Genomic DNA, 11,971 nt, shown 5'->3' with positions numbered 1-11,971 from the left:
GAAGGGGTTTTCTGGGTTTCTCGGGCTCGTTTGGGCTCCGGGGGGGGTGGGTCGTGGGGGAAGCGATGAGGGGTTGGGGCAGCGCGCCCTTGCCCTCCCCGAGCCCTGCTACCGCATCGAGGTGCTTGCTGAGTCCGAGTCGATCAGAGCTGGTTGCCGACGAAGACCGTGAGGTCGACGAGGCGGTTGGAGTAGCCCCACTCGTTGTCGTACCAGCCGATGACCTTCACGTTCTTGCCGTCCTGGACCATGGTCAGGGACGAGTCGAAGGTGCAGGACGCCGGGGCGTTGACGATGTCCGAGGAGACGATCGGGTCCTCGGTGTACTCCAGGATGCCCTTGAGCTCGCCCTCGGCGGCCTTCTGGAAGGCGGCGTTGACCTCTTCCTTGGTGACCTCGCGGCCGAGCTCCAGGACGAGGTCGGTGACCGAGCCGGTCGGGACCGGGACGCGCATCGCGATGCCGTCCAGCTTGCCCTTGAGCTGCGGGAGGACCAGCGCGGTGGCCTTGGCGGCACCCGTGGTGGTCGGGATGATGTTCTCCGCGGCGGCACGGGCGCGGCGCAGGTCCTTGTGCGGGAAGTCCAGGATGCGCTGGTCGTTCGTGTACGCGTGGACCGTCGTCATCAGGCCCTTGACGATGCCGAAGTTCTCGTCGAGGACCTTGGCCATCGGCGCCACGCAGTTGGTGGTGCAGGAGGCGTTGGAGATGACGTGGTGGTTCGCCGCGTCGTACTTGTCCTGGTTGACGCCCATCACGATGGTGACGTCCTCGTCCTTGGCCGGGGCCGAGATGAGGACCTTCTTCGCGCCGCCCGCGATGTGCTTCTCGGCGTCGGCCTTCTTCGTGAAGATGCCGGTCGACTCGATGACGATGTCGACACCCAGCTCGCCCCACGGGATGTCCGCGGGGTTGCGCTCGGCGAGGACCTTGATGGTCTTGTCGCCGACGGTGATGGTGTCCTCGGTGTGCGAGACCTCGTACGGGAGGCGCCCGAGGATGGTGTCGTACTTCAGCAGATGGGCGGTGGTCGCGGTGTCACCCAGGTCGTTGACAGCCACGATCTCGATGTCTGCACCCTGCTCCAGCAGCGCGCGGAAGTAGTTACGACCGATGCGGCCAAAGCCGTTGATGCCTACGCGGATCGTCACGAACCGATCTCCTCGTTGGTACGCCGGCCCGATGTGCCGGCGAGCTGTATTTGGGATGTCCCCGACCACCTCCGACCCTACCTCTCCGGGGCCTCGGGGGTGACATCGAGACGCCCCATACCCGCAGGGCGGTCCGTACCCGCCAGTAGGGGTACGGACCGCCCTCGGCCACGGGGACCGATCACCCGATTTCGCTACACCGGGTCAGTCCCCAGCGGCCCGGGATTCACTCATCCAGGGCACGCAGCGCCTGCCGGAGCAGAGCCGCCCGGGCGGCCGGCTCGGTGAGGTGCTCCAGGCCGAAGCCCAGCAGGACCGTGTCGTCCGTGGTGACCGCGCCGTACGTCTGGAACAGGGTCCCGGTGCGGGCCCAGTCCTTCAGGACGGCGGGGCTGCCCGCGGGCGGCCCGGAGACCTCCCAGGCGCCGAGCGCGGTCTCGAAGCCCTCGGTCTCGGTCGCCGTACCGCCGACGACCAGCGAGGCCTCGTCGGCGAGGACGCCGCGTCCGCCGCTGCCGGGGTCGGTGACGTAGGCGATCGACACCTCGACGGACTTCCCGGCGTAGGCGCTCAGGTCGAACTCGACCTGCCGCCAGCCCCCGGAGGAGCCGGTGAGGCTGTTCCACTGCCCGGTGGTGCCGGTCGCGGTGCAGCCGTCGTCGGACAGGGTCAGGTAGTGCTCCAGCCAGGGGTGCTCGCCCATGTAGAACCCGGCCGCGCACTCCGCGGGTACGGCCGTGCCGGTGGCGCCGCCCGCCTCGGGGAGCGTGGTCCAGTCGTCGGCGCCGGTGGTGTGCGCTTCGACCAGGGCGTGGTCGTAGCCGCTCTCGGTGTCCCACAGCAGCTGGGTGCGGAGCGTGGGCCGCTCGGCGGCGGTGACACCGGTGAGGTCGACGGTGCGGGTGAGCCGTTTGTAGGCGTCGTCGGTGTGGACGGCGGCGGCCATCCACTCCCCCGCGTAGGGCCCGTACGGGTTGACCGTGCCGGCGAACTTCCCGGCGCCCTCGCTCGCGAACTGCGGGTAGCTGTCGGCGGGCAGCTGGTCCGAGGTCACGCTGTAGGTTCCGGCGGTGTCCAGCGGGTTGCCGGGGGCGTCGCCGAGTGTGCCGGTGGTCCCGCCGAGCTTGCCGGAGCCGGTGAATCCGGTGGCCCCGGGGGTCGAGGTGCGGGTGTAGGCGCCCAGGTAGTACTGGCTGAAGTCGTTGGACATGGTGCCGTCGCCGAGGTCGACGCTGCCGCCGGCCCGCTCGCCCGCCTCGATCAGCCTGCCGCCCTCGTTGAGGAAGGCACGCAGCTGGAGCTGGGTGGCGTTGCCGGGCACCGCGGCGCCGGTGTGGTGGACGACCGTGTGGAAGTGGCTGAGGACGCCGAGCGCGTCGGGCGCGCCCTGCGCGGCGACGTCCCAGACGGCCGCCCGCTTGCCGTTGGCCTTGAGGGCGTCGACGTACTTCTGGGTCTGCGTGGCCTTCGCGCCCTCCTCGGCGACGACGAGGACGTCCGCGCGGGGCCGCTCGGCGATCGTGTAGGTGAAGTGCTCGCTCTCGGTCCGCTTGCCGCGCTTCGTCTCGCCGGCGAACCAGACCTCGACCCGGTCGCCGCGGTCACCGTCCTTGACCTTGGCCCGGTACTCGTCGAAGTAGAGGTTGTCCTCGCCGCCGTACGTCTCGCCGCCCCGCCAGGGCCGCAGCTTCATGTCGTGGACGCGTCCGCCGTTGACGCGGTACTTCAGCTCCTTGTCGCGCACCGACTTGCGTACGACGACGGAGACCTCCTGGTCGGCGCCGCGCGAGTAGGAGGTGGTGAAGGGGGCCGGGGTGAAGTCGGCGGCCTCCAGGCCGACCGCGGAGGACGGCCGGTCGGGGTGGGCGGCGCTCTCGGCGACGGAGAGCGCGAAGGGGATGTTCTTCGCGAACTCCTGCTGGATCAGTTTCTCGTCGTCGGGGAAGTTGAAGCCCGACCGGCAGTCGCCCGCGTTCCACTCGTCGTCGGGGTCCTGCTCGGAGATGGTCTGGCAGGTCGACATCTCCGGAGTGAACATCGCCACGCCGTTGACGTTGGCCGCGTGACCGTCCGCCTCGCCGTTGGTGGTGTACAGCTCCGAGGAGACCTGCGGGTGATAGCCGGGGATCGCGGAATTCTCGGGCGTGCCGGCGAGCGCCTCGTAAAGGACGTCGTCCGGAGTGTTCGTGGCCACCTGCCAGCCGACCCCGTAGAGGAGCAGTTCGGCTGCGGAGTGGTAGTTGATGCCGTAGGTGAAGCCGATCCGCTTCTGGAAGGCGTCCAGGGCCTTGGTCTCGGGCTCGGAGTTCGGGCCGTCGCCGCGGTAGGTCTCGCTGGTGGGGTTGGGGGACGAGCCCTCGTCGTCGTAGCCCCACTTGTAGGCGAAGTTGCGGTTGAGGTCGACGCCGTCGCCGGTGCCGATGGCGCCGTCACCGTTGTTGTCGCGCAGGTTCTTGCGCCACAGGCGGTTGTCGGTGTTCTCGAACGTGTAGTCGTAGCCGTCGGGGTTGGCCGACAGGAGGAACCACAGTTCGGTGGAGTCGACCAGCTTCTTGATCCGCCGGTCCTTGTCGTACTTGTCCAGGTAGTGGTGCATCAGCCGCCGGGTCATCTCCGGGGTGATCCACTCGCGCGCGTGCTGGTTGGACATGTAGAGGACGGAGGGCTTGGAGCCGTCCTTCGTCCTCTTCGCGTTCTTGGTGAGCTTGAGCGCCAGGATGTCCTGGCCGTTCACCGTCTTGCCGATGGAGACGACCTTGGTGAGGCGGGGGTTCTCCTGCGCGGTCCGCAGGATCTCCTCCTTGAGGCCGCCGCTGCCGCTGTACGGGCGGAAGACGCCCTCGGCGGCGTCCTCGACGCGCTTCTCGGCGCGGGTGGAGAGGGTGTGCTCCTTGAGGTCGACGCCCTGTTTCTCCAGCTTCCCGGCCTGCTGGTCGGTGAGGTAGACCTCGACGGTGGCCGTGCCCTTGTCGGGGACCTGCTCACCGAGTTCGTGGCCGTCCTGGCCGGCGGCCAGCAGCAGGGGTACCTGCTCCTGGGTCACGTCGGCGCGGAAGACCTTCACCTCGTCGGCGTCCGCGGTCGCGGGGCCTTCGGGTTGTGCCTGGGCGATGGGCGCGAAGCTCGCTCCGCCGATCAGGAGCGCGCCGACGGCGAGGATCGATCTCGCTCTTCGTCTCATGAACCCCCCTAGATGGGGCCTGTCCGACAGGCCTGCGTTCGCCACAGCAGCGAACAGATGCCAGGCTCATGACAGCTCATGATCGAGTCAAGAGTGCGGCAAGGACACGCGAAAGCCGGTACGGGTCACCCAAGTGGGCGCCCGCACCGGCTTGTTGACGAAACCGTGTGCGGCGGGCCGGTTCGCGTGCGGCGGGTCGACGCGTGTTCGGTCAGCCGACGAGGTTGTCGGCCAGTTCCTCCTCGCCGAGGTTGGCGTCCGTGCCGGGAATGCCGAGGTCCGAGGCCCGCTTGTCGGCCATGGCCAGCAGGCGGCGGATACGGCCGGCGACGGCGTCCTTGGTCAGCGGCGGGTCGGCGAGGGCGCCCAGCTCCTCCAGGGAGGCCTGCTTGTGCTCCATGCGGAGCCGGCCCGCGGCGGCGAGGTGCTCGGGCACGTCGTCGGCGAGGATCTCCAGGGCGCGCTGGACCCGGGCACCGGCGGCCACGGCCGCGCGGGCCGAGCGGCGCAGGTTGGCGTCGTCGAAGTTGGCGAGGCGGTTGGCGGTGGCGCGGACCTCGCGCCGCAGCCGCCGCTCCTCCCAGGCCAGCACCGCGTCGTGGGCGCCGAGCCGGGTGAGCAGGGCGCCGATCGCGTCGCCGTCGCGGACCACGACCCGGTCCACGCCGCGCACCTCGCGGGCCTTGGCCGGGATCGACAGTCGGCGGGCGGCGCCGACCAGGGCGAGCGCGGCCTCGGGGCCCGGGCAGGTCACCTCCAGGGAGGAGGAGCGGCCGGGCTCGGTGAGCGAGCCGTGCGCCAGGAAGGCTCCGCGCCAGGCCGCCTCGGCGTCGCAGGTGGCCCCCGAGACCACCTGCGGCGGCAGGCCGCGGATCGGGCGGCCGCGGCCGTCCACCAGGCCGGTCTGGCGGGCGAGCTGGTCACCGCCCGCGACCACCCGGACGACGAAACGCGAGCCGCGGCGCAGCCCGCCCGGCGCCATCACGATCAGCTCGGAACTGTGTCCGAAGATCTCCAGGATGTCCTGCTTGAGCCGCCTGGCCGCCCTCGCGGTGTCCAGCTCGGCCTCGATCACAATGCGCCCGCTCACCAGGTGGAGGCCGCCGGCGAACCGCAGAACGGCGGAGACCTCCGCCTTTCTGCAGCAGGTCCGGGTGACGGGGAGCCGGGAGATCTCGTCCTTCACCGCTGCCGTCATCGCCATGGGCCGATCCTTCCATGCATCCGAAAAATACGGTCGTACGCGGCGGCCAGCAGCTCCGGGTCGTGCCTCGGGGTCCCGTCGGTCCGGGCGACCGGAGCCAGTTCGACCGCGGCGCCGAACCGTTTCGCGGCGTCGGTGAGCGAGTCACGGTCGGGCACGGCGGCCTCGTCGGCCAGCACCACGTCCAGGGCGAGTTTAGGGGCGTGTCGTCCCAAAACCTCCAAATGACGCTGCGGGGAGAAGCCCTCGGTTTCTCCGGGTTGCGGAGCGAGGTTCAGGGAGAGCACCCGGCGGGCCTTCGTCTCGACGAGCGCGTCCAGCAGATCGGGCACGAGCAGGTGCGGGATGACCGAGGAGAACCAGGAGCCGGGGCCGAGCACCACCCAGTCCGCGTCCAGGACGGCGTCGACCGCCTCGGGGACGGCGGGCGGGTCGTTCGGCACCAGGTGCACGGACTGCACCTCACCGGGCGTGAGCGCCACGGTCGCCTGCCCGCGCACGGTGTCCACCGCGTCGGGCCGGTCCGGGTCGTGCCCCTTGACCAGGGCCTGGAGCTCCAGCGGCACGGCGGACATGGGCAGCACGCGCCCGTGCGCGCCGAGCAGCTTGCCGACCAGGTCCAACGCCTGGACGTGGTCGCCCAGCTGCTCCCACAGGGCGACGATCAGCAGATTGCCGACCGCGTGTTCGTGCAGGTCGCCCTGGGACTGGAAGCGGTGCTGGATGACGCGGGCCCAGGTCTGGCCCCAGTCGTCGTCGCCGCACAGCGCGGCCAGCGCCTTGCGCAGGTCGCCGGGCGGCAGGACGCCCAGCTCGTCGCGCAGACGCCCGCTGGAGCCGCCGTCGTCGGCCACGGTGACGACGGCGGTGAGGTCGCCGGTGATCCGGCGCAGTGCGGCGAGCGAGGCGGACAGGCCCATGCCGCCGCCGAGGGCGACGACCTTGGGCTGGGTGCCCCGGCGGCGCGGCTTGCCGCCGCGCGCCTGTTCGGGCCGGGCGGCGCGGGCTTCGGCGGGCCTGCCGCCGCGTCCCTCGGGCACCACCCGGCGCAGCCTGCTCAGCCGCGGAGTACGTCCTGTCATTCCCGTCCCATGTCCCGGTGGACGACCACCGTCTCCACGCCCTCGGCGACGAGCCGGGCGGCGAGCTTCTCCGACATGGCCACGGACCGGTGCTTGCCGCCGGTGCAGCCGACGGCGACGGTCACATAGCGCTTGCCCTCCCGACGGTAGCCCGCGGCGATCATCTGGAGCAGCTCGGTGTAGCGGTCGAGGAACTCCTTGGCCCCGGGCTGGTTGAGGACGTACGAGGACACCTCCTCGTTCAGGCCGGTGAACGGGCGCAGCTCCGGGACCCAGTGCGGGTTGGGCAGGAAGCGCATGTCCACGACCAGGTCGGCGTCGACCGGGAGGCCGTACTTGAAGCCGAAGGACATGACGGTGGCCCGCAGCTCGGGCTCCTCGTCGCCGGCGAACTGGGCGTCCATCTTGGCGCGCAGTTCGTGCACGTTGAGGCTGGAGGTGTCGATCACCAGGTCGGCGTCGCCGCGCAGCTCGCGCAGCAGTTCCCGCTCGGCGGCGATGCCGTCGACGATGCGGCCGTCGCCCTGGAGGGGGTGCGGGCGGCGCACCGACTCGAAGCGGCGCACCAGTGCCTCGTCGGAGGACTCCAGGAAGACGATCCGCCGGGTGACGCCGCGGGAGTCGAGGTCCGCGAGGGATTCGCGCAGATTGTCGAAGAAGCGCCGGCCACGGACGTCGACGACGACCGCGATCCGTGCCACGTTGCCCTGGGAGCGGGCGCCGAGCTCCACCATGGTGGGGATCAGCGCGGGCGGGAGGTTGTCGACGACGAACCAGCCCAGGTCCTCCAGACATTTGGCGGCCGTCGAGCGGCCGGCTCCGGACATGCCGGAGATGATCACCAGCTCGGGGATGGCCGCCTCGTGCGCCCCGGCTGTTTCCTTGCCCGTACTCACCTGTGCTCCGTCGTCCTGGCGCTGTTCGGATGCGGCCGTCTGCGGGCCCGCCTCCTCGCCGGTCGTGCCGTGGGCCTGTTCTCGCCCCACTGTGGGCTGTGCCTCGTGCTCGGTCATCTCTCCTGCCCCCGTCGTTCGTCCGGGGTGCCCGCGGTCACGGGCTCCCCCGGGGCATCCGCCGTCGTCTCGGGTGCCCCGTCCTCGTCATCCATGATCTCTCCGGTCGCCGTGTTCACGGCGGGCGCGGCCGGGGTGGCCCGGGCGAGGGCCGCGGCCACGGTCTCGGCCGTCTTGCGGCCTATGCCGGGCACCTCGCAGATCTGGTCGATCGTCGCCGACCGGAGCTTCTTCACCGAACCGAAGTGCTTGATCAGCGCCTGCTTGCGGGTCTCCCCGAGGCCCGGCACGTCGTCCAGCGGGCTGGAGCGGAAGCGTTTGGCCCGCTTGGCGCGCTGGTAGGTGATCGCGAAGCGGTGCGCCTCGTCGCGGACCCGCTGCAGCAGGTACAGACCCTCGCTGGTGCGGGGCAGGACGACCGGGTCGTCCTCGCGGGGCAGCCACACCTCCTCCAGTCGCTTGGCGAGTCCGCAGACGGCGATGTCGTCGATACCGAGCTCGTCCAGGGCCCGCTGGGCCGCCGCGACCTGCGGCTGGCCGCCGTCGACCACCACCAGCTGGGGCGGGTAGGCGAAGCGCTTGGGGCGGCCGTCGTCGTCCTTCAGGGCCGGGCCCTCCGTGAGCCGCCGGTCGCCGTTGGCTTCCGTCCCGTCGGCCCCGTCCTCCCCGTCCTCCCCGTCCACCCACTCGCCGGTCTGCTCCTTCTCGGCGAGGTAGCGGCGGAAGCGGCGGGTGATGACCTCGTGCATGGAGCGGACGTCGTCCTGTCCGGCGAAGCCCTTGATCTGGAACCGGCGGTATTCGCTCTTCCGGGCCAGCCCGTCCTCGAAGACGACCATGGAGGCCACGACGTCGTCGCCCTGGAGGTGCGAGATGTCATAGCACTCGACCCGGAGCGGGGCGCTGTCCAGGCCGAGGGCGTCGGCGATCTCCTCCAGCGCGCGTGAGCGCGTCGTCAGGTCGGAGGCGCGCTTGGTCTTGTGCAGGACGAGCGCCTGCTGTGCGTTGCGCTGGACGGTCTCCATCAGCGTCTTCTTGTCGCCGCGCTGCGGGATCCGCAGCGACACGCCCGAACCGCGGCGCTCCGTCAGCCACTGCTGGACCGGCTCCACCGGGTCGGGCAGGGCGGGGACCAGGACCTCCTTGGGGACCGCGTCCCCGGTCTCCTCGCCGTACAGCTGCTGGAGGGCGTGCTCGACCAGGGCGCCGGTAGTGATTTCCTCCACCTTGTCCGTGACCCAGCCGCGCTGGCCGCGCACGCGTCCCCCGCGCACGTGGAAGATCTGGACGGCCGCCTCCAGCTCGTCCTCGGCGACCGCGATCAGGTCGGCGTCGGTCGCGTCGGCGAGCACGACCGCGCTCTTCTCCATGGCCTTCTTCAGGGCACCGATGTCGTCGCGCAGGCGCGCCGCCCGCTCGTACTCCATCTCCTCGGCCGCCACCGCCATCTGCCGCTCCAGGCGGCGCAGGTAGGTACCGGTGCGGCCGGTCATGAAGTCGCAGAACTCGTCGGCCAGGTCCCAGTGGTCGTCCGGGGAGATGCGCTCGACACAGGGCGCCGAGCACTTGCCGATGTAGCCGAGCAGACAGGGGCGGCCGGTCCGGGCGGCGTTCTTGAAGACGCCGGCGGAGCAGGTGCGCACCGGGAAGACGCGCAGCAGGAGGTCGACCGTGTCGCGGATCGCCCAGGCGTGTCCGTACGGTCCGAAGTACCGCACGCCCTTCTTCTTGTGGCCGCGCATCACCTGCACGCGCGGGAACTCCTCGTTCATCGTCACCGCGAGGTACGGGTAGCTCTTGTCGTCGCGGTACTTCACGTTGAACCGGGGGTCGTACTCCTTGATCCAGGAGTACTCCAGCTGCAGCGCCTCGACCTCCGTGGACACCACCGTCCACTCCACGGACGCGGCCGTGGTGACCATGGTGCGGGTGCGGGGGTGGAGGTTCGCCAGGTCCTGGAAGTAGCTCGCCAGGCGCTGGCGCAGGCTCTTCGCCTTTCCGACGTAGATCACCCGGCGGTGCTCGTCACGGAACCTGTACACCCCCGGGGAGTCCGGGATCTCACCCGGCCTGGGGCGGTAGCTGGAGGGGTCGGCCATGACTCACACCCTACTGGCGGGGACCGACACTCCGGCGGGGCTGTGGACGACGGGCCGGGGCCCCTGTGGACGACCGGAGGCAGGGCCGGGGGGAGACGGTCCGGGGCCGTTCGGTCACGCCGGGTGCCCTCGGGGCGGCGGGCCGGTGTGTTCTCGGCCAGGAGCGCGTCGCGGTCCGGCGTCAGGTGTTGTCGGAGCTTGGTCAACACGCTTCAATGCGGGGGGACTCGGGGCCCTGGAGCGCGGCGTACGGATGTGAAGACCCGCTGTGCCGCAACGGGGGCGGCGGCCCCGGCCGATCCCCTCGGCGGATCCTCTCGACGGATCCGCGCCGAACGGTCTGACCAGCCGTTGTGGGCTTCACAGAAAGGCCCCTGCATGCCGCACGCCACTCAGCACGCGGACGTCGCCACCGCGGAACTCGACTCGGCCCTGCGCGGCGGCCCGTTCCACGTCGCCCTGCGCGCCGCGATCGCCGCTCGTGGACTACCGCTGCAGCGGGTGCAGCACCATCTGTCGCGCCACGGGGTGAGAGTGGGCGTCACAAGTCTGAGCTACTGGCAGCAGGGCGCCCGGCGGCCGCAGCGCCCGGAGTCGCTGCGGGCCGTGCGGGCGCTGGAGGAGATACTCCAGCTGCCCGAGGAGTCACTGATACGCCTGCTCGCCGAGGCCGACGAGGACACCTCAGCCAAGCGGCCCGCGACCCGTTCCTACCGCTCCTACGTGGAGGCCTCGGGCGTACTCGACCGGCTGCTGGCCGAGCTGGATCATCCGCCGTCGGACGGCGGGGTCCACATCCTCGGGCACCACGAACTGATCCGGGTCGGGCCCCGCCGCGAACTCGCGGGCCGCGAATCGCACCACATCGTCCGCGCGCACCGCGACGGCGTCGACCGTTTCGTCGCCGTCCACCAGGGCGACCCGGGATGCGCTCCCGCGCGGATGACCGTCCACGCGCTGGAGAACTGCCGTACGGGACGCGTCCGCACCCACCACGAGACCGGGGTGCTCGTGACCGAGTTGCTCTTCGACACGTGCCTGCGGGCCGGGGACACCCACCTCTTCCGCTACGGCGTGGAGGACGGCACGGCGGGGGCGTCACGCGAGTACGTCCGCGGGTTCGGTTCGGCGAGCGGGCAGTACGCGCTCCAGGTGCGTTTCGACGTCGCGGCCCTGCCGGTGCGCTGCCACCGGTTCACGCAGCACTCGCCGGCGGCACCGCGCGGCGGCCGGCAGGAGCTGGCCCTCAGCGGGCGGCACCACTCGGTGCATCTCGTGGAGCCACGGGTGCGGTCGGGGATGCTGGGGATCGGGTGGGACTGGGAGTGAACCGGGGGGTGGGGTCAGCGGGCGGGCCCCCGGGCTGAGCGGGGGCCCGGGAGTGATCGGGCGGGGCCCGGGCTGAGCGGGGGGGCGTGTGATCGGGCGGGGCCTGGGGCGAGCGGGTGGGGCCGGGGAGTGATCGGGCGGGGCCTGGAGCGAGCGGATGGGGCCCGGGAGTGATCGGGCGGACCTGGAGCGAGCGGATGGGGCCCGGGAGCGATCGGGCGGGCCTGGGGCGAGCGGATGGGGCCCGGGGTGAGCGGGTGGGGTCCGGGAGTGATCGGGCAGGGCCCGGAAATGCGTGGGTGGCGTCGGCCCGGGCCGGTCAGACCCCGGGGCTCGCGACGATGCGGCCCTGCTTCACCTCGACCGGCAGTTCGATGAGCGGCACGGTCGCCGGGGCGTGCAGCACCTCGCCGGTGCGGGCGTCGAATTCGCTGCCGTGGCAGGGGCAGACGAGCTTCGTCCCCTGCAGCTTCTTGATGGGACAGCCCGCGTGCGTGCAGACCGTGCTGAACGCCTTCAGGGAACCGTCCTCGGCCCGGCTGACCACCACGTTCGCGTCCCGGTAGAGCTTGGTCGCGCCCTTGGCGACCTCACCGTCCGTACCGAGGTCGACGGGCGCGGTCGGCCTGGCCGGCGCGGCACCGTCGTCACCCGGTGAGCAGGCGGCCAGACCGAGTCCGGCGACAGGCGTGAGGGCCGCCGAGCGCAGGACGGTGCGGCGGCTCGGGGCGGGACGGCCGGGCATGTGGTCTCCACTGGTCGGGGGCGTGCAGGGCGACGATATCCGGCGGTCGTGGCCGCGGCTGAGGGCGGGTCGCACCGGCGCGGTGATATCCGCGCGGGGGGGGGGGGAGGGGGGGGAGGGGGTTGTGGGTCTCGACTGGAGGGGGGTACGAGGACGTGCCCCAGGGC

Annotated in this window: 8 protein-coding genes; 1 reads left to right on the top strand and 7 read right to left on the bottom strand. The window is 71.4% G+C overall.

Annotated elements, in window-relative coordinates; all coding sequences use genetic code 11:
- Window positions 1-143 precede the first annotated feature (143 nt).
- The 6 genes from gap to uvrC all read right to left on the bottom strand — a co-directional run bounded on the left by gap (window position 144) and on the right by uvrC (window position 9,730).
- Window positions 144-1,151, bottom strand: coding sequence for a type I glyceraldehyde-3-phosphate dehydrogenase (gene gap / locus ACFCZF_RS15315; protein ID WP_345630746.1), 1,008 nt, complete (start codon window positions 1,149-1,151; stop codon window positions 144-146).
- Window positions 1,152-1,377: 226 nt separating this feature from the next.
- Complete coding sequence (locus tag ACFCZF_RS15310; protein WP_376672045.1) at window positions 1,378-4,332, bottom strand: M14 family zinc carboxypeptidase; 2,955 nt, start codon at window positions 4,330-4,332, stop codon at window positions 1,378-1,380.
- A 211-nt stretch (window positions 4,333-4,543) separates the two neighbouring features.
- Window positions 4,544-5,536: a DNA-binding protein WhiA gene (gene whiA / locus ACFCZF_RS15305; RefSeq protein WP_376672044.1), complete on the bottom strand. Its 993-nt coding sequence runs from the start codon at window positions 5,534-5,536 to the stop codon at window positions 4,544-4,546.
- On the bottom strand, window positions 5,527-6,618 hold the full coding sequence (gene yvcK, locus ACFCZF_RS15300; RefSeq protein ID WP_375924479.1) for a uridine diphosphate-N-acetylglucosamine-binding protein YvcK: 1,092 nt from the start codon (window positions 6,616-6,618) through the stop codon (window positions 5,527-5,529). The genes whiA and yvcK overlap by 10 nt, the downstream gene beginning before the upstream one ends.
- Window positions 6,615-7,631 carry an RNase adapter RapZ gene (gene rapZ, locus ACFCZF_RS15295; protein ID WP_345630738.1) on the bottom strand — a complete coding sequence of 339 codons (1,017 nt, stop codon included), beginning with the start codon at window positions 7,629-7,631 and terminating at the stop codon, window positions 6,615-6,617. The genes yvcK and rapZ overlap by 4 nt, the downstream gene beginning before the upstream one ends.
- A complete protein-coding gene (gene uvrC / locus ACFCZF_RS15290) occupies window positions 7,628-9,730 on the bottom strand; it encodes an excinuclease ABC subunit UvrC (protein ID WP_376672043.1) in 2,103 nt (700 codons plus the stop codon). The genes rapZ and uvrC overlap by 4 nt, the downstream gene beginning before the upstream one ends.
- Window positions 9,731-10,108: 378 nt before the next feature.
- On the opposite strand from uvrC, the gene ACFCZF_RS15285 reads away from it, so the two are divergent.
- Entirely contained in the window at window positions 10,109-11,059 is a 951-nt protein-coding gene (locus ACFCZF_RS15285) for a hypothetical protein (protein ID WP_376672042.1), read from the top strand.
- Between the two features lie 319 nt (window positions 11,060-11,378).
- Here ACFCZF_RS15285 and ACFCZF_RS15280 read toward each other — a convergent pair whose 3' ends face one another.
- Window positions 11,379-11,804: a Rieske 2Fe-2S domain-containing protein gene (locus ACFCZF_RS15280; RefSeq protein ID WP_376672041.1), complete on the bottom strand. Its 426-nt coding sequence runs from the start codon at window positions 11,802-11,804 to the stop codon at window positions 11,379-11,381.
- Between the last annotated feature and the right edge of the window lie 167 nt (window positions 11,805-11,971).

The sequence above is a fragment of the Streptomyces sp. NPDC056296 genome (assembly GCF_042268605.1).
Lineage (GTDB): Bacteria > Actinomycetota > Actinomycetes > Streptomycetales > Streptomycetaceae > Streptomyces.
This window is presented reverse-complemented; position numbering and strand designations above follow the sequence as displayed.

What these genes read in the sequence shown, in the direction of transcription:
- ACFCZF_RS15310 (WP_376672045.1), bottom strand. Translation starts at nt 4,332, where the DNA reads ATGAGACGAAGAGCGAGATCGATCCTCGCCGTCGGCGCGCTCCTGATC.
- whiA (WP_376672044.1), bottom strand. Translation starts at nt 5,536, where the DNA reads ATGGCGATGACGGCAGCGGTGAAGGACGAGATCTCCCGGCTCCCCGTC.
- yvcK (WP_375924479.1), bottom strand. Translation starts at nt 6,618, where the DNA reads ATGACAGGACGTACTCCGCGGCTGAGCAGGCTGCGCCGGGTGGTGCCC.
- rapZ (WP_345630738.1), bottom strand. Translation starts at nt 7,631, where the DNA reads ATGACCGAGCACGAGGCACAGCCCACAGTGGGGCGAGAACAGGCCCAC.
- uvrC (WP_376672043.1), bottom strand. Translation starts at nt 9,730, where the DNA reads ATGGCCGACCCCTCCAGCTACCGCCCCAGGCCGGGTGAGATCCCGGAC.
- ACFCZF_RS15285 (WP_376672042.1), top strand. Translation starts at nt 10,109, where the DNA reads ATGCCGCACGCCACTCAGCACGCGGACGTCGCCACCGCGGAACTCGAC.
- ACFCZF_RS15280 (WP_376672041.1), bottom strand. Translation starts at nt 11,804, where the DNA reads ATGCCCGGCCGTCCCGCCCCGAGCCGCCGCACCGTCCTGCGCTCGGCG.